At 72.3% G+C, this 15,476-nt stretch carries 17 protein-coding genes; 7 read left to right on the top strand and 10 right to left on the bottom strand.

Annotation, left to right across the window (positions count from 1 at the left end):
* Nucleotides 1–82: 82 nt before the first annotated feature.
* Nucleotides 83–1,903, bottom strand: coding sequence for a phosphoenolpyruvate carboxykinase (GTP) (locus ACZ7HT_RS17220; protein WP_471166051.1), 1,821 nt, complete (start codon nucleotides 1,901–1,903; stop codon nucleotides 83–85).
* Nucleotides 1,904–2,100: 197 nt separating this feature from the next.
* Between ACZ7HT_RS17220 and trhA the strand changes: the two genes are divergently transcribed.
* Together trhA and ACZ7HT_RS17210 are read left to right on the top strand one after the other, a co-directional pair.
* Nucleotides 2,101–2,787: a PAQR family membrane homeostasis protein TrhA gene (gene trhA / locus ACZ7HT_RS17215; RefSeq protein WP_471166048.1), complete on the top strand. Its 687-nt coding sequence runs from the start codon at nucleotides 2,101–2,103 to the stop codon at nucleotides 2,785–2,787.
* A 31-nt stretch (nucleotides 2,788–2,818) separates the two neighbouring features.
* Complete coding sequence (locus ACZ7HT_RS17210; RefSeq protein WP_471166046.1) at nucleotides 2,819–3,415, top strand: TetR/AcrR family transcriptional regulator; 597 nt, start codon at nucleotides 2,819–2,821, stop codon at nucleotides 3,413–3,415.
* On the opposite strand, the gene ACZ7HT_RS17205 is transcribed toward ACZ7HT_RS17210, so the two are convergent.
* From ACZ7HT_RS17205 to ACZ7HT_RS17195, 3 genes are read right to left on the bottom strand one after another with little or no spacing between them, the layout of a single operon-like run.
* Nucleotides 3,375–4,412, bottom strand: a complete 1,038-nt coding sequence (locus tag ACZ7HT_RS17205; protein WP_471166043.1) for a glycoside hydrolase family 26 protein — start codon at nucleotides 4,410–4,412, stop codon at nucleotides 3,375–3,377. The genes ACZ7HT_RS17210 and ACZ7HT_RS17205 overlap by 41 nt on opposite strands.
* Nucleotide 4,413: 1 nt before the next feature.
* Complete coding sequence (locus ACZ7HT_RS17200; protein WP_471166041.1) at nucleotides 4,414–5,061, bottom strand: vitamin K epoxide reductase family protein; 648 nt, start codon at nucleotides 5,059–5,061, stop codon at nucleotides 4,414–4,416.
* A 17-nt stretch (nucleotides 5,062–5,078) separates the two neighbouring features.
* A complete protein-coding gene (locus ACZ7HT_RS17195; RefSeq protein WP_471166038.1) occupies nucleotides 5,079–5,582 on the bottom strand; it encodes a DUF5949 family protein in 504 nt (167 codons plus the stop codon).
* Nucleotides 5,583–5,732: 150 nt separating this feature from the next.
* Between ACZ7HT_RS17195 and ACZ7HT_RS17190 the strand changes: the two genes are divergently transcribed.
* On the top strand, nucleotides 5,733–6,131 hold the full coding sequence (locus ACZ7HT_RS17190) for a tyrosinase family oxidase copper chaperone (RefSeq protein ID WP_471166036.1): 399 nt from the start codon (nucleotides 5,733–5,735) through the stop codon (nucleotides 6,129–6,131).
* Nucleotides 6,115–6,981 (top strand): tyrosinase family protein, encoded by an 867-nt coding sequence (locus ACZ7HT_RS17185; RefSeq protein WP_471166033.1) that lies wholly within the window; start codon nucleotides 6,115–6,117, stop codon nucleotides 6,979–6,981. The genes ACZ7HT_RS17190 and ACZ7HT_RS17185 overlap by 17 nt, the downstream gene beginning before the upstream one ends.
* Nucleotides 6,982–7,045: 64 nt before the next feature.
* On the opposite strand, the gene ACZ7HT_RS17180 is transcribed toward ACZ7HT_RS17185, so the two are convergent.
* The 6 genes from ACZ7HT_RS17180 to ACZ7HT_RS17155 all read right to left on the bottom strand — a co-directional run bounded on the left by ACZ7HT_RS17180 (nucleotide 7,046) and on the right by ACZ7HT_RS17155 (nucleotide 11,448).
* Nucleotides 7,046–7,324 (bottom strand): chaplin, encoded by a 279-nt coding sequence (locus ACZ7HT_RS17180; RefSeq protein ID WP_352023770.1) that lies wholly within the window; start codon nucleotides 7,322–7,324, stop codon nucleotides 7,046–7,048.
* 289 nt (nucleotides 7,325–7,613) lie between these two features.
* Nucleotides 7,614–8,126 (bottom strand): hypothetical protein, encoded by a 513-nt coding sequence (locus ACZ7HT_RS17175; protein ID WP_471166029.1) that lies wholly within the window; start codon nucleotides 8,124–8,126, stop codon nucleotides 7,614–7,616.
* Between the two features lie 119 nt (nucleotides 8,127–8,245).
* Nucleotides 8,246–9,220: an LPXTG cell wall anchor domain-containing protein gene (locus tag ACZ7HT_RS17170; RefSeq protein ID WP_471166027.1), complete on the bottom strand. Its 975-nt coding sequence runs from the start codon at nucleotides 9,218–9,220 to the stop codon at nucleotides 8,246–8,248.
* 233 nt (nucleotides 9,221–9,453) lie between these two features.
* Complete coding sequence (locus ACZ7HT_RS17165; protein WP_471166024.1) at nucleotides 9,454–9,729, bottom strand: hypothetical protein; 276 nt, start codon at nucleotides 9,727–9,729, stop codon at nucleotides 9,454–9,456.
* Between the two features lie 341 nt (nucleotides 9,730–10,070).
* A complete protein-coding gene (locus tag ACZ7HT_RS17160; RefSeq protein WP_471166022.1) occupies nucleotides 10,071–10,934 on the bottom strand; it encodes a hypothetical protein in 864 nt (287 codons plus the stop codon).
* A 274-nt stretch (nucleotides 10,935–11,208) separates the two neighbouring features.
* Nucleotides 11,209–11,448, bottom strand: coding sequence for a chaplin (locus ACZ7HT_RS17155; protein WP_471166020.1), 240 nt, complete (start codon nucleotides 11,446–11,448; stop codon nucleotides 11,209–11,211).
* 382 nt (nucleotides 11,449–11,830) lie between these two features.
* Between ACZ7HT_RS17155 and ACZ7HT_RS17150 the strand changes: the two genes are divergently transcribed.
* Genes ACZ7HT_RS17150 through ACZ7HT_RS17140 form a run of 3 tightly spaced genes read left to right on the top strand, consistent with a single transcriptional unit; the run spans nucleotide 11,831 to nucleotide 15,475 of the window.
* The gene (locus ACZ7HT_RS17150; RefSeq protein ID WP_471166017.1) at nucleotides 11,831–12,889 is read left to right on the top strand and encodes a DUF3344 domain-containing protein; all 1,059 of its coding nucleotides are present in this window, start codon (nucleotides 11,831–11,833) and stop codon (nucleotides 12,887–12,889) included.
* A gap of 1 nt (nucleotide 12,890) precedes the next feature.
* Nucleotides 12,891–14,027, top strand: coding sequence for a glycosyltransferase (locus ACZ7HT_RS17145; RefSeq protein ID WP_471166014.1), 1,137 nt, complete (start codon nucleotides 12,891–12,893; stop codon nucleotides 14,025–14,027).
* Nucleotides 14,024–15,475, top strand: coding sequence for a sugar transferase (locus tag ACZ7HT_RS17140; protein WP_471166012.1), 1,452 nt, complete (start codon nucleotides 14,024–14,026; stop codon nucleotides 15,473–15,475). The genes ACZ7HT_RS17145 and ACZ7HT_RS17140 overlap by 4 nt, the downstream gene beginning before the upstream one ends.
* Nucleotide 15,476 lies beyond the last annotated feature (1 nt).

The following is a 15,476-nucleotide window of genomic DNA, read 5'->3' as shown; positions in this document are numbered from 1 at the left end:
GCCGGTTGCGTCGTGATGAGCCGTCGTGACCCCACTGGTCAGGGCGGTAGTTCGGGGCAACCCACCACGAGTTCGTGGGGGACTAGCCGAGGCGCTCCACGAGCGCGTTGTACTGGTCCCACAGCTCCTTCGGCGTGTGGTCGCCGAAGGTGTTCAGGTGGTCGGGGACGAGGGCGGCCTCTTCGCGCCACACGTCACGGTCGACCTTGAGGAGGAACTCCAGGTCCTCGGCCGGCAGGTCGAGGCCCTCGGTGTCCAGGGACTCGGCGGTCGGCAGGATGCCGATCGGGGTCTCGACGCCCTCGGCCTTGCCGTCGAGGCGCTCGACGATCCACTTCAGGACGCGGCTGTTCTCACCGAAGCCGGGCCAGACGAACTTGCCGGCGTCGTTCTTGCGGAACCAGTTCACGTAGTAGATCTTCGGGAGCTTCGCGGCGTCCGCGTTGGCGCCGACCTTGACCCAGTGGGCCATGTAGTCGCCCATGTTGTAGCCGCAGAACGGCAGCATGGCGAAGGGGTCGCGGCGCAGCTCGCCGACCTTGCCCTCGGCGGCGGCGGTCTTCTCGGAGGCGACGTTCGCGCCGAGGAAGACGCCGTGGTTCCAGTCGAAGGACTCGGTGACCAGCGGGACGGCGGAGGCGCGGCGGCCGCCGAAGAGGATCGCCGAGATCGGCACGCCCTTCGGGTCCTCCCACTCCGGCGCGATGATCGGGCACTGCCCGGCCGGGACGGTGAAGCGGGCGTTCGGGTGGGCGGCCGGGGTCTCGGACTCCGGCGTCCAGTCGTTGCCCTTCCAGTCGATGAGGTGCTTGGGCGCCTCTTCGGTCATGCCCTCCCACCACACGTCGCCGTCGTCGGTGAGCGCGACGTTCGTGAAGACGGAGTTGCCCCACATGGTCTTCATGGCGTTGGCGTTGGTGTGCTCGCCGGTGCCGGGCGCGACGCCGAAGAAGCCGGCCTCGGGGTTGATCGCGTAGAGGCGGCCGTCCTCGCCGAAGCGCATCCAGGCGATGTCGTCGCCGATGGTCTCGACGGTCCAGCCGGGGACGGTCGGCTCCAGCATGGCGAGGTTGGTCTTGCCGCAGGCGGACGGGAAGGCGGCGGCGACGTACTTGGCCTCGCCCTGCGGCGGGGTCAGCTTGAGGATGAGCATGTGCTCGGCGAGCCAGCCCTCGTCACGCGCCATGACGGAGGCGATGCGGAGCGCGTAGCACTTCTTGCCGAGCAGGGCGTTGCCGCCGTAGCCCGAGCCGTACGACCAGATCTCGCGGCTCTCGGGGAAGTGCGAGATGTACTTGGTGGTGTTGCAGGGCCACGGCACGTCGGCCTCGCCCTCGGCGAGCGGGGCGCCGAGGGTGTGGACGGCCTTGACGAAGAAGCCGTCGGTGCCGAGCTCGTCGAGGACGGCCTGTCCCATGCGGGTCATGGTGCGCATGGAGACGGCGACGTACGCGGAGTCGGTGATCTCGACGCCGATGGCGGAGAGTTCCGAGCCGACCGGGCCCATGCAGAAGGGCACGACGTACATGGTGCGGCCCTTCATGGAGCCGCGGAAGATGCCCTTCTCACCCGCGAAGACGTCCTTCATCTCCGCCGGGGCCTTCCAGTGGTTGGTCGGGCCCGCGTCCTCCTCCTTCTCGGAGCAGATGAAGGTCCGGTCCTCGACGCGCGCGACGTCGGACGGGTCGGAGGCGGCGTAGTACGAGTTCGGGCGCTTGGCCGGGTCGAGCTTCTTGAAGGTCCCCTTGGCGACGAGCTCCTCGCACAGGCGCTCGTACTCGGCCTCGGACCCGTCGCACCAGACGATGCTGTCCGGCTGGGTGATCTCGGCGATCTCGTTCACCCAGGAGACGAGCTCCTGGTGCTGGGTGGGGACGGTGGGAGCCGCGTTGTCGCGCGCCACGATTGCTCCTTGAAGAGGGGTTTTTTAGATGTATGCCCCGTGGGGGCCGCGACCCGGATGCTTCGTAGCTGCTCATCCGGTGCCGACCGCACTCATTTGATCATCCGATGGATCCGCCCATATGTCCAGGGGGGTGCACACGTGAGCATCGCCACTCATATCCGGGACCTACGGGGGCGTAGCTAGGATTCCGTCCCATGACTGCAGCCACGCCGGAAGTGACCCCGATCGAGCGCACCGTGCCACTCCCGACGAAGCCCCGGCTCAGAGGATGGCTGCACGCGGGCATGTTCCCCGCCGTGATCGTCGCGGGCCTCACCCTCGTCGCCCTCTCCGACTCCCCCCGCGCCCGCATCGCCTGCGGGATCTACGTCCTCACCGCCTGCCTGCTCTTCGGCATCAGCGCGCTCTACCACCGCGGCACCTGGGGCCCGCGCGCCGAGGCCGTGCTCCGGCGCCTCGACCACGCGAACATCTTCCTGATCATCGCGGGCACCTACACCCCGCTCACCCTGCTGCTGCTCCCCGACTCCACGGCGAAGCCGCTCATGTGGGCGGTCTGGGCCGCGGCCGCCGCCGGCATCGCCTTCCGCGTCTTCTGGGTCGGCGCCCCTCGCTGGCTGTACACGCCCTGCTACATCGCGATGGGCTGGGCCGCCGTCTTCTTCCTGCCCGACTTCATGCGCGCGGGCGGCATCGCCGTCCTCGTCCTCGTGATCGTCGGCGGACTGCTCTACAGCGCGGGCGGCGTCATCTACGGCATCAAGCGCCCGAACCCCTCGCCGCGCTGGTTCGGCTTCCACGAGGTCTTCCACTCGCTGACCCTCGCGGCCTTCATCGTCCACTACGTCGGCATCTCGCTCGTGGCGTACCAGCACGCCTGACCAGTCCGCCTGACCTGGGACAATGAGGTCCATGAGCCTGCGCGAACGCAAGAAGGCGAAGACCCGCGCGGCGATCCGGCAGGCCACCTACCGGCTCGCCGCCGAGCAGGGCTGGGACGCCACCACCACCGAGCGCATCGCCGCGGCCGCCGAGGTCTCCCCCTCCACGGTCGTGCGCTACTTCCCGGTCCGGGAGGACATCCTCGTCACCGCCGAGAACGACGAGGAACTCGAAGCCCGGCTGCGCGCCCGCCCCGCCGCCGAGGAACCGCTCGACTCGCTCCGGGCGGTCGTCCTCGAAGCCGTCCGCGCCTCCCTCGCCGAGGAGCCCGAGGACACCCTGCTGCGGGCCCGGCTCATGGCGGAGATCCCCGCGGTCCGCGCCCGGCTCACCGAGACCACTGCGGAGTCCGGCCGCCGCCTGGCCCGCGCGATCGCCGACCGCACCGGCCGGGACGCCGACGACCTGGAGGTACGGATCTTCACGGCGTCGGCCCTCGGCGCCCTGCGCGAGGCACTCCTGTACTGGGCCGAGCGCGGCCGCACCGACGACCTCGTCGCCCTCATGGACGGCGCGGTCGACACCCTCAAGACCGGCCTGACGGCCCGGGTCCAAGCGCACCCCTGACGATCCGCGCCGACTCCGGATTGGCGCCGCACTGCCACACCCCGTGCGGGCAGTAGTCGGTGACGGTCTGGTACGCGGGCCGGTACATCGCGAACCAGTCCAGCATCCCCCGTACGTACGCCGGGTTGTCCCCGTTCCTGAACAGCCCCCACTCCGGGTACGAGACCGGCTTGCCGTGCGCCGCCGCGAACCGCACGTGGTGCGCGAGCCCGTACTCCTCGTACACCTGCTCCTCGAAGGAGAGCCCGGCGGGCTGGTCGTAGGCGTCCATCCCGATGATGTCGACGACGTCGTCGCCCGGGTAGCAGTGCGGCCACGGGATGGCGTCGAGACCCCGGCTCGGGGTGAAGTCGAAACGGAACCGCTGCCCCGGCACCCCGCGCAGCACCCCCACCACCCGCCTCCAGTACGCCTTCCAGGCCGTCGGGTCCGGCCGGCAGCGATGGCTGTACGTCGTGCCGTTCATCTCCCAGCCGAGCACCAGGACCGCGTCGCCGAGGCCCTGCGCCACCAGCCGCTCCCCCAGCGTCCGGAAGTGCCCGTCGAAGGCGCCGTCCGCGCCCCGCCGCAGCCCGGCCCGCACCTCGGTGTCCGGCAGCCCGGCCTCGTTGCGGTCGAGCAGCGGCACGTTGAGCACGAAGAGCCGCCCCGGCCGCTCGGCCTTCCAGCGCGCCCAGGGCCCGAAGAGCGCCGGATGCCCCTCGATGTTGGACCAGCGGTCGCCCGGCAGATAGGTGTGGCCGACGGTCAGCGAGTCCCCGCCGAGCCAGGCCTGCACCTGCGCGATCCGCCGCACCCCGGCCTCGTCGGAGCCGGTGAAGAACCCCGACGGGACGCCCGGCAGCGGCTGTCGCCCGGGCGCGCTCTCCGTCCCGCCGTGCCGGCCGGGCACGATCCGGTCGGTCACGAGCAGGAGGACGGCAACGGCCGCGAGCAGCACGGTCAGTGCTGCTCGCGGCCAGGTCGACCAGGGGAGCCGGGCGGGGGGTCGGCTCACGTCAGCTCGTCCAGAAGTCCCACCAGCGGGTCAGGATCAGCATCCCGATGATCCCGATGTGCAGGACGGGCAGGGCGAAGGTGAACTCGCCGAGGAAGGTCCGCAGCGCCGCCGGGGCGGGCAGCACGCGCTCGCGGACGTTGTGCGCGGTGACGTACCAGAACATGGTGATGGTGGCCGTCCAGGCCAGGCAGCACCACAGGCAGAGCGAGTTGATCTCGTACAGCGACTGGTACATCAGCCAGGTGCAGAAGCCGACCCCGAAGAGCATCCCGGCGTTGAGGCCGAGCCAGAACCAGCCCCGGTAGCGGGCCCCGGCGAGGAGCCCGGCACCGGCGGCGACGACGACGGCGTACGTGACGAGCCCGAGCATCGGGTTCGGGAAGCCGAACACCGACGCCTGGGCGCTCTTCATGATGTTCCCGCAGGAAACGACCGGGTTCAGGCTGCACCCGGGCTGGAAGCCGGGGTCCTCCAGGAGCAGGAACTTGTCGATCGTGATCACCCAACCGGAGAGCACGCCCGCCGCGCCGGTGACGACCAGCAGCCAGGCCAGGGCCCGGCTCGCACCGATCGGCCCGGCGGTCTCCCGCGCGGTCTCGTCCTGCCGCTGACCCGGCACCCCGCCGTGTACGTTCACCGTCGCCATGACGCGGCTCCTTCCGCTCAGCCCTGGATGCGGCGGACCGGCAGCAGGACGTGCGCGCAGTCGGCGAGCGTCTCCTCGGCCGAGACGAAGGCCCGCAGCACCGCCTCGTCGACGGGCTGTCCGGGCACGCCCTCGGACCAGGGCCGTACGGAGCAGAGGAAGTAGACCTTGCCCTGCTCGCGGGCGGCCGCCTGCCACTCGTCGGGCACGGGGCACTGCACCTTCAGGAAGGGCAGCGTGAGCACGGCGGAGCCGCCCTCGACGAGCAGCGTGGCGTTGATCCCGGCGTCCTTCTCCAGGTCGAAGAGCCGGTCGCCGACCGAGAGGTTCATCGACTCCAGGGCCGCGCGCATCGCCTGCTGACCGGCCTCGGGACCGTCCCGGCCGTCACCGAGCGAATAGGCCATCAGGAACGGCGTTCCCGCCGAGTCGGCGGAGGGCTCGCTCGCCCACGGAATCACCGTGAGAGTTCCCAGCGGAGAGGCGCTGCGCGCCGAGGAGACGACGTTGGAAGTGGTCATGCAACCGGATGCTAATGCGCCGACCACCCTTTCCCCGCGCCGATTTCACCCGAACGGCCGACATTCACGCCGCTGGCATTTCCGCCGCAACGAACGCGGGTTTTCATCGTTGTGCCCTGAGGGCATAAGCCGACCACCAGGAGATCACTGATGATCGTCCCGCGCCGCGTCGCACTGCGGTCCCTGTTCGCCCTTGCCGTCACCGCCTTCACGGGCGGGGCGCTCGGCCGCATCGCGATCCGACCGGAATACGGGGGCACCCGCGATCCGCACGCCTTCGACGAGATGTACCGGGGCCGTCGCCTGCTGGGCTTCTCCGGCCCCGGAGGTGAGCCGACGGCCCTCGTCGACGGCCGGCCGCTGCATCTGATGCGCTGCGCCGACGGCGGCTACGTCACCCCGATCGACCACTACGAGTCCTGCCCGACGCCCCTGGCGGCCACCCGCGCGGCCGTGGACGAGCTGGGCACCGCCCGGCTCTCCCCGCTCGCGGCCGCCCACGGCGTCACCGACCCGACGGGAGGGAGCCCGCGTGGTGTACACGCGTAAGAACCAGCGCGATCTGACCGCTGCCGAGCGCCGCAAGTTCGTCGCCGCCGTCCTGGAGCTCAAGCGCACCGGCGCGTACGACCGCTTCGTCCGCACGCACATCGACCACTACACGGCCGACGGGGAGGGCCGGCTGCGGATCGCCCACATGACGCCGAGCTTCCTGCCCTGGCACCGGAAGTTCCTGCTCGAGTTCGAGACGGCGCTGCGCCGGATCGACCCGACGGTCTCCGTGCCGTACTGGGACTGGACCCGGGACAACTCCCCGGCGTCCTCGATCTGGCGCGAGGACTTCATGGGCGGCAACGGACGCCGGGCCGACCTCCAGGTGATGACGGGCCCCTTCGCGCAGTCCGCCGGGCACTGGACGATCACCCAGTCGATGACCGACAGCCGCTACCTGACCAGGGACTTCGGCCGCCCCCGCGACCCGATCAGCCTCCCCACGGCCGCCCAGCTCGACGAGGTGATGCGCGAGCGGGTGTACGACGCGGCGCCCTGGAACTCGACGAGCGCCACCGGCTTCCGCAACGCCCTGGAGGGCTGGGCGCCGGGCCGGGGCAACGAGCGGTTCCGCATCCACAACCGGGTGCACCGCTGGGTCGGCGGCCTGATGCTCGGCGGCGGCTCCGTGAACGACCCGGTCTTCTGGCTGCACCACTCCTTCGTCGACCTCGTCTGGTCGCGCTGGCAGCAGCGGAACCCCGGGGCCGCCTATCTGCCGGCGGAGCCGCCGCCGCTCGGCGACGCGCAGTACCGCAAGGTCGCCGCCCGGCACGAGCCGATGGCGCCCTGGGGCGTGACCCCGGCGTCGATGTTCGACCACAGCCGGATCTACCGGTACGCCTGACCCCCCGCACACGGATGTCCCCCCGGCCGCCGGGCCGGGGGGACATCCGTTGTGAAGCGGGGGATCAGCCGCCGTAGCCGCCGTCACCGTTGCCGTGGCCACCGTCGGCGTTGATGCAGGTGTTGCCGAACGCCGGGTTCAGCAGACCGATCACGTTGACGGTGTTGCCGCAGAGGTTGACCGGGACGTGGACCGGGACCTGCACGACGTTGCCGGAGGCGACACCGGGCGAGTGGGCGGCGACGGCCTCGGCGCCGGCGTCGGCGACGGCCAGGCCGGCTCCGCTGAGGGCAACGGCACCCGTGCCGGCGAGAACAGCGGCAGCCTTCGCGATGCGAGACATCAAGAACTCCTTGGACTGGAAAGCGACCGCAGGAATCACGGCCGTCACTTCCGTTCAACGCAGATCCCCGGAAGGGGTCACGGGCATTGAGCCGAAAGGGAAGAAGGAAAACCGAAAAAATGGCCCGCGGAACGAATGCGTCCGCCGCCGGATACGACGGGACGTCTTCGGCCCGCGGGCCGCGGCCATGCGACAAGCCTTCTCTTGCAACGACCGAAAACCCTTGGGGTGGCGGGGAAGAATCGTGTCTTCACCCACCTGGCGAACGGTCGAACACAAGCGCGGTCCTTCAGTGCGCGTCCGGGGCCAGACCCAGCTGCGGGTCGAGAGCCCCGCTGAGCACCGGGGTGAGCAGACCGATCTGGGGCTTGGCCAGGTCGGGGAGCCCGGCGAGCCCGTTGCCGCGCGGGGCCTCCACCGGGTTGCCCACGACGGCGCCCGGGGTGGCCGCCTTCATCTCCGAGTGCGGGTTGCTGAGCAGCGCGCGACCGGGCTCGCTGCCCTTGAGGAGCTCGGGCAGCGGAGCGTCGACGATCGTCTCCGGCACGGTGCCGGTGAGCGGGACGCTCGGCAGCGCGAGGTCCGGGAGCGAACCGAGGCCCTTCTGGAAGCCGGTGGGCGCGCCGGGCATCGGCACGGGAACGCCGGTCGCCACGGTCGGCGCGTCCATCGGCAGCACCGGGTCGAGGCCCTGGAGCGGGACGATCACCGGTGCCTCGACGGCGGCGGCGGGAGAGGCCAGGGCGGCGGAGGCGAGCGCGGTCATGAGGAGACCCATGCCCGCGTGAGAACGCAGAGTCATACGAGGAGAACGAGCCCCTTGGCCGAAACGTCGCGGGACTAACCCATTAGCAGCAACGCGCAGGGCCCTCACCGGTGAAGGCGAGGGCCCGGGTTGACGCGTGGCCGGCGCTCGGGACGTCAGTGCCGGCGGGCGAGCCGTCCGCCGCGGAGGTAGACGACGGCACCGCCGATGATCAGCGCGGCGCTGATCGCACCCGCGCCCATGAGCTCGGTCTCCATACCGGTGTTCGGCAGCTCCCCACAGTCGTGCGGACCACCACCGTGACCGGGCTTCTCACAGGTCGGCGTGCCGGTGGGGTGCTCGGTCGGGTGATCGGTGGGGTGCTCCGTGGGGTGGCCGGTGGGGTGGCCGGTCGGGTGACCGGTCGGGTGACCGGTCGGGTGGCCCGTGGGATGACCGGTCGGGTGACCCGTGGGGTGACCGCTCGGGTGGCCGCCGGGGTGACCGGTGGGGTGACCACTCGGGTGGCCGGTGGGGTGACCACTCGGGTGACCCGTGGGGTGGCCCGTGGGATGGCCGGTCGGGTGACCGGTGGGGTGACCGGTCGGGTGGCCCGTGGGATGACCGGTGGGGTGCCCCGTCGGGTGACCGGTCGGGTGACCGGTCGGGTGACCGGTCGGGTGACCGGTCGGGTGGCCCGTGGGATGACCGGTGGGGTGCCCCGTCGGGTGGTCGGTCGGGTGACCGGTCGGGTGGCCCGTGGGATGACCGGTGGGGTGCCCCGTCGGGTGGTCGGTCGGGTGACCCGTGGGATGGTCCGTCGGGTAACCGGTCGGGTGGTCCGTGGGGTGACCCGTCGGGTGACCCGGCTGCTCCTCGCCGTATCCGCCCGGGCCCTCGCCGTAGCCGTCGGGTTCCTCCGCCTGGTTGCAGAGGTCTCCGACGGCTGCCGCGACGACGCCGCCGAGCTCCGTGGTCTTGCCGCAGACGTCCGCCGGAACGGTGGCGTGGGCACGGCCTGCCGTACGGGAGCCGGGCCCGTCGCCCGAACCCGCGTGGGAGTTCGCGGCCAGGGCGAATCCGCCGGTCAGCGACAGGATGCCGGTCGCTGCAGCCGCGGTGAGTACTTTCCTGCTGATGATGGACCGCATACCGCTCTTCCTCTGGAGAAAGGGAGAGACCGGCGAGGATCCCCCCTCGCTCCGACCGGCCTGATCCGCACCGACGTTCAAGGGGGATCGGCCAAAAGGTATGGGTCGACGCCCGGCGTACAGCCGAGGCCACACGGCAGCTGATCAGAAAATCATTCGATCAGCCGACCGTGAGGAACAGCGGCACGGAGTCCGCCGTAAGTGCCCGTGGGGCAGATGGTGCTGAGGTGACGTCAGCCGCCCAGACCGCCGGGGACCGGGAGGCCACCGAGCAGCGGGGCGCCCTTGGTGGCGGTGTTCAGCTGCTCGGCCGCCTTCGTGACGGTCTGGACCGGGGAGCCGTCCGTGGTGCTGCTCAGCATGTCGCTCTTGAGCCCGTTGGCGGCGATCGCTTCGAGTCCACCGTTCAGGCTGGTGGGGGTCAGCGCCTCGGAGGCCATGGCGGGCGCGGCGGCACCCAGGGCCATCAGCGAACCGGCGACTACCGCGGCGACCTTGGTGGGCTTCATGGAGTGAATCCTTCCTCTGTGCGTTCAAGTCACGTTCCGCACAGGGTTCTTGGCGGAATCCTGTGCGTCGTCCTGCTTCTGTAACGAGGAGTGAGCGCCCCGGAAACTCCGGGAGGAAGGATTTCTCGGTACTGCACCCGATCGATGCGGGCCGGTGCTATTTGCCGATCGCACACGCCCGTACCGGGGCGGGGGGGGGGGGGGGGGGGGGGGGGGGGGGGGCCCCCCCCCCCCCCCCCCCCCCCCCCCCCCCCCCCCTCCTCCCCTCCCCCCCCCCTCCCCCCCCCCCCCCCCCCCCCCCCCCCCCCGGCGGCCCCCCCCCCGGTACGGGGTGCGGGGCGCTACCGGGCGGGCAGCGGGGGCTGGACGGGCAGCTCGGGGGCTGCGACCGGCGGCTGGACGGGCAGCTCGGGTGCGGTGATCGGGAGCTGCGGGAGCGTGGGCAGTCCCGCCAGGTCCGGCGCGGGCAGGCCGCTGCCGAGCACGGTGGAGACGGCCAGGTTGACCAGCGAGGTCAGCGTCGAGGTGACCTGCGGTACGAGCCCGCCGACGCCGCCGGTGACGGCGGCGAGGAGACCGGCGACGGCCTTCTCGACACTCGCGAGGGCGTCGGACACGACGTCCGCCGGGGCGGCCTTGCCGGCCTCCGCGACCGCGCCGGCCGCGACCGCCGCGACGGACAGACCCACGGGCGGCTTCACCGGGAGCTCGGCCGCGGGCGGGGTGACCGGGAGTTCCACCGCGGGGGGCGTGACCGGCAGCTCCGCCGCCGGGGGCGTCACCGGCAGCTCGGCCGCCGGCGGGATCACCGGCGCGGTGACCGGGAGGTCGGGCGAAGGCGGGGTCACCGGGAGGTCCGGGGACGGCGGGGTGGCCGGGGCCTCGGGGGCCGTGGCCTTCGCCTCCTCGACCGCCTCGGCGATCTTCGCCTTGAAGGCCTCGACGTCGGCCGCGGGCAGCCGGCCGGAGTCGGCCTTGAGCGCGGCCGTGACGAGTTCGGTCACGGGGGTGGTCACCGAGCCGAGCTCGCCGAGCGCCTGGGCCTGGGCCAGGAGGGCGGTGGTGTCCGGGAGGGGCACGTGTGCGGCCCGGTCGGCCGCGGGGGACGGGTGGTGTTCGCCGGCGAAGGCGGTACCCGCCGTGCCGAGGGTGATGGCGGCGGATATCGCCAGGGCGGTGAGACGGCGCGTGGCCAGGGGACGCATATGTGTTCCTTTTCCTTATGCGTCGGACAACTTCTCTCTCACGGTGCCTGCGGGTATAGCGCTCCGCAACCGCAGAACTACGCAGCGCCACGCCCCCGTTCGAGTGAATCCGCCCCCGGAGCCCGCCCCCGGAGGGGCGTACGCCGTTGCACCGGACGGCGCACGAGGGTGCGTCCGAACGAGTACCGAACCAGTGCGGGCAAGAAAAAAGCCGGTGCGCCCACCCCGAGGGGCAGGCGCACCGGCTTCGGAAGGACCGATCAGGCGTGCGAGATCAGGCGTTGACGCAGGTGTTGCCGAAGGCCGGGTTCAGCGCGCCGATGACGCTGACCGTGTTGCCGCACAGGTTGACCGGGATGTGGATCGGGACCTGGACGACGTTGCCGGAGGCGACACCGGGGGACTTCACGGCCGCGGCCTCGGCGCCGGCGTCGGCGGAGGCGGCACCGGCGGTACCGGCGACGGCGGCGGCGGCACCCACGGTCAGGACAACGGCCTTGGCGATACGGGACATGGGGAGGTGCTCCTCGATCGAATTCATCCAACTCGGACTGCGCGGACTGTTCGGCCCGACTCCCTCAACAACGCCCCGGCCTTTCATCGGTTGCTCTCCCGAACGGGTGACGTTCAACCGATCTTTGGGCCATAAGAGGGCCATTCGAGGGACTGGGCGTGGAATGGCGCAACACGCTCAACGAGGAACCGGCCGCCCAGATACGGGAGTTAGCGTTTCCGGGCATCTAATGCGTACTATCGCCCCGGTTCGGGGTTATAACGTTCCCGAACGTTGCTTCCGGGCCCGCCGCGCGTTCACTCATTTCGTGCGGACGACACCTTCATCTCCCCCGGCCTGCTCGGGTCTTCCCTCCCTTCTCTCATCAAAGCGGAGAACCTGTATGCGGAATTCAGCGGTTCTTGCTGTGCGTCGCAGCGTGTTGTGCGCCTTGTCGTGTGCGGCCCTGACCGCCGCGCTGCCAGGCGCCTCCGCAGCAGCGCCCCGGCCCCGGGAGGCGGCCCGCGTCCCCTTCGCCGCGCGTCACCAGGCCGTGCAGCACGGTGGGATCGTGCGCGCCGCCAACACCTCGGCGAAGGGCGCGAAGGGCACCGAGTCGGTCAACGACGGCGCCAGGATCGCGTACGTCGACGTGGACCGCGACCCCAACACGTACAACTCGAGCCGCGCCGAGCTCGCGGTGCCGGCCGGGGCGCGGGTCACCTGGGCCCGGCTCTACTGGGGCGGGAACCTGCGGGTGGGCGAGCAGAAGCCGCCGAAGGACGACGGCCGGGTGCTGATCGCCGAGCCCGGCGGGCGGTACAAGGCGCTGCTCGCCGACTCCGTGATCGGTCACCGCACCGCCGACGGCGCCGACGCCTTCCAGGCCTCCGCCGACGTCACGGACCTGGTCCGCCGGTCGCACCCGGGGCTGTGGACGGTCGCGCAGGTGAACGTGGCCATGGGCCGTTCCGCCGTGGGCGGCTGGGGCGGCTGGACGCTCGTCGCCGCGTACGAGAAGGCCTCGGAACCGCTGCGCAGGATCAGCGTCTGGGACGGTTTCGAAACGATCGGTCCGCGCGCCGGCGAGCTGCGCGTCCCGGTCGACGGAAACCGTTTCCCCAAGGGCGTCGCGGGGCGTCTCGGGTTGATCGCCTATGACGGCGACCGGGGGACTTCCGGGGATTACCTGACGGTGGAAACGAGCCGTTCGCGGAGCACCCGTCTCTCCGATTCCGCCAATTCCGCGGACGACGTCCTGAACTCGACCGTCACCGAATTCGGCGCCGCTCGTACCGTACGACGGCCCGATCGTGTGAACACCCTCGGATACGACTCCGACGTGTTCGATCTGCGGGGGGCGCTGCGCGCGGGCGGCGACCGGGTGCACGTCCGGGTCGGCAGCCGGAAGGACACCGTCTGGCTCGGCGCCGTCTTCTTCCAGGCCGACGTCCGGCGCTGACGTGCTGTCATCACTCGACACGGACCTCGCGTCCGTCACCGTCCTGCACGCGGTCCAGCCCGGCGACGGCGGGGTCGCCCGTGTCGTCGTCGACCTGGTCCGCGCCCAGCGCGCCGCAGGCCTGCGGGTCGCGGTCGCCTGCCCGCCCGGCACCGGGCTCTCCGCCGCCGTCCGCGCCGAGGGCGCCGAGACCCACGACTGGCGGGCCGGCCGCGACCCCGGTCCCGCCGTCCTGCGCGAGACGCGGGACCTGGCCCGGCTGATCCGTACGGTCGCGCCCGGCCTCGTCCACGCGCACAGCGCCAAGGCCGGGCTGTGCGCCCGGCTCGCCGTGCGCGGACGGATTCCGACGGTGTACCAGCCGCACGCCTGGTCCTTCGAGGCCGTCGAGGGGCGGACCGCCGCGGTCGTCCGGCGCTGGGAGCGCTTCGGCGCCCGGTGGACGGACCGGATCCTGTGCGTGAGCGAGGCCGAGCGGCGTACCGGCGAGGCGGCCGGGGTCGTGGCGGACTGGTCGGTCGTCCACAACGGCGTGGACACGGCCCGGTTCGCCACCGACGGGCCGCCGCGCAATCCCGCGCCCACGGTCGTCTGCGTGGGCCGGCTCTGCCGTCAGAAGGGGCAGGACGTGCTGCTCGCCGCCTGGCCCGCCGTCCTCGCGGAGGTGCCCGCGGCCCGGCTCGTGCTGGTCGGCGACGGCCCGGACGCGCAGGCCCTGCGGGCCGCCGCGGGCCCTTCGGTGCGGTTCACGGGGGCCGTCGAGGATCCCGTGCCCTGGTACCGGGCCGCCGACGTGGTCGTCCTGCCGTCCCGCTGGGAGGGCATGGCCCTCGCGCCGCTTGAGGCCATGGCCGCCGGCCGGCCGGTCGTCGTCGGCGACGTCGACGGGGCACGCGAGAGCCTGCCGCCCGCCCATGAACCCCTGTGCCTGGTCCCGCCCGAGGACCCGGCCGCGCTCGCCGCCGCTCTGGGCCGCCTCCTCGGCCGGCCGGAGCTGCGGCACCGCCTGGGCCGCGAGGCCCACGAGCACGTACTCAGCAGATTCGATGTCCGGCGCACGGGCGCGGCCGTCGCGGACGTCTACCGCGAGCTGGCCGGGGTGCGGGGGGCCGAGCACAGAGAGCCGATTGCGCAGTGACCACGGAAAGTACCAGCGTTCCCTCCTCGCCGGGGCCCTGGCCCACGGCGGGCCAGGCCTTCGGCCTCGCCTCCCTCGCGCCGCGCCGCGCCGCGCCCGGCCGGCTCGCGCTGCCGCGCCACCGCCGGGTGCGGCAGCGGTCCGGCGTGGCGGTGCTCGTGGCGGTCGACGCCCTCGCCGTCCTCGCCGCCGCGTCGGTGCTGAGCGCGGCCCACCACGACCTGCGGCTCGTGCTGCCGGTGCTTGCGCTCGTCCTCGTCCTCGACGGGCGGGCGGGGCTCTACCGGCCCGCCGCGCACACCCGGGCCCTGGACGAGCTGCCCGCGCTCGGCTCCCGCGCAGGATTCGCCTGGTGCCTGGCGGCGGCCTCGTTCGCCGCGTACGCCCCCTCCCTCGCGATCGGCCCGCTGCGGCTCTGCGCCGCGTACGGCACGCATCTCGCCCTGGTGTGCCTGGTCCGCGCCGTGGTGCTCGGGCGGCGGCGCCGGATCGCCCGGGAGCGGCCGCGCTCGGCGCTCGTCGTCGGCTCGGCGGGGGCCGCGCGCCGGTTCGCCGCGGCGGCCGCCCAGCACCCGGAGTACGGGGTGCGGCCGATCGGGATCGTCGGCGTGCCGGAACAGGGCGGCGCCTCCCGTACGGTCGGGGAGGCCGGGCTCCCGGTGCTCACGACGACCGAGGAGATCCACCGGGCGGTCATCCAGAACACCGTGCGCGACGCGGTGTTCCTCGACGACGACCCGGGGCTCGTGTCGCTCTTCCAGCAGTACGGCTGCGCCACCTGGCGGGTCGGCGGCCGGCACCAGGACGGGCCGATGGGCGCGCACATGTGGGGGTACGCCTGGCAGCGCGTCGTCCCGCTCGGCGAGCGCCGCGGGCGGGCCGCGAAGCGGGCCCTCGACATCGTGCTCGCCGCCCCCGCGCTCGCGCTCGCGCTCCCGGTGCTGCTGCTGTGCGCGCTCGCCGTGCGGCTGTCGGACGGTCCCGGGGTGCTGTTCCGGCAGGAGCGGGTGGGCCAGCACGGGCGCCACTTCACGCTGCTGAAGTTCCGTACGCTGCGCCCCTCCGACGACACCGAGTCGGCGACCCGCTGGAACGTGGCGGGCGACCGGCGGATGAGCGCGGCGGGGAGCTTCCTGCGGAAGACCTCGCTCGACGAGCTGCCGCAGCTGTGGAACGTGCTGCGCGGGGACATGAGCCTGGTCGGGCCCCGGCCCGAACGCCCGTACTTCGTCGCCCAGTTCAGCAAGATCCACGCGGGGTACGCGGCCCGGCACCGGATGCCGGTGGGCCTCACGGGTCTCGCGCAGGTGCACGGGCTGCGCGGCGACACCTCGATCGAGGACCGCTGCCGCTTCGACAACCACTACATCGACCACTGGTCGCTCTGGCAGGACGTCTGCATCCTGCTGCGCACGGCGGCCGGGCTCGTCCGACCCACGGGGAGCTGAG

The organism is Streptomyces sp. NPDC037410 (genome assembly GCF_055602235.1).
The sequence above is the reverse complement of the archived record's forward strand: the minus strand, read 5'-3'. Positions and strand labels throughout refer to the sequence as shown.

Excerpts from the sequence above, each read along its gene's own strand:
- trhA (WP_471166048.1), top strand. The coding sequence starts at position 2,101 with ATGACTGCAGCCACGCCGGAAGTGACCCCGATCGAGCGCACCGTGCCA.
- ACZ7HT_RS17210 (WP_471166046.1), top strand. The coding sequence starts at position 2,819 with ATGAGCCTGCGCGAACGCAAGAAGGCGAAGACCCGCGCGGCGATCCGG.
- ACZ7HT_RS17200 (WP_471166041.1), bottom strand. The coding sequence starts at position 5,061 with ATGGCGACGGTGAACGTACACGGCGGGGTGCCGGGTCAGCGGCAGGAC.
- ACZ7HT_RS17195 (WP_471166038.1), bottom strand. The coding sequence starts at position 5,582 with ATGACCACTTCCAACGTCGTCTCCTCGGCGCGCAGCGCCTCTCCGCTG.
- ACZ7HT_RS17190 (WP_471166036.1), top strand. The coding sequence starts at position 5,733 with ATGATCGTCCCGCGCCGCGTCGCACTGCGGTCCCTGTTCGCCCTTGCC.
- ACZ7HT_RS17180 (WP_352023770.1), bottom strand. The coding sequence starts at position 7,324 with ATGTCTCGCATCGCGAAGGCTGCCGCTGTTCTCGCCGGCACGGGTGCC.
- ACZ7HT_RS17175 (WP_471166029.1), bottom strand. The coding sequence starts at position 8,126 with ATGACTCTGCGTTCTCACGCGGGCATGGGTCTCCTCATGACCGCGCTC.
- ACZ7HT_RS17170 (WP_471166027.1), bottom strand. The coding sequence starts at position 9,220 with ATGCGGTCCATCATCAGCAGGAAAGTACTCACCGCGGCTGCAGCGACC.
- ACZ7HT_RS17165 (WP_471166024.1), bottom strand. The coding sequence starts at position 9,729 with ATGAAGCCCACCAAGGTCGCCGCGGTAGTCGCCGGTTCGCTGATGGCC.
- ACZ7HT_RS17160 (WP_471166022.1), bottom strand. The coding sequence starts at position 10,934 with ATGCGTCCCCTGGCCACGCGCCGTCTCACCGCCCTGGCGATATCCGCC.
- ACZ7HT_RS17155 (WP_471166020.1), bottom strand. The coding sequence starts at position 11,448 with ATGTCCCGTATCGCCAAGGCCGTTGTCCTGACCGTGGGTGCCGCCGCC.
- ACZ7HT_RS17150 (WP_471166017.1), top strand. The coding sequence starts at position 11,831 with ATGCGGAATTCAGCGGTTCTTGCTGTGCGTCGCAGCGTGTTGTGCGCC.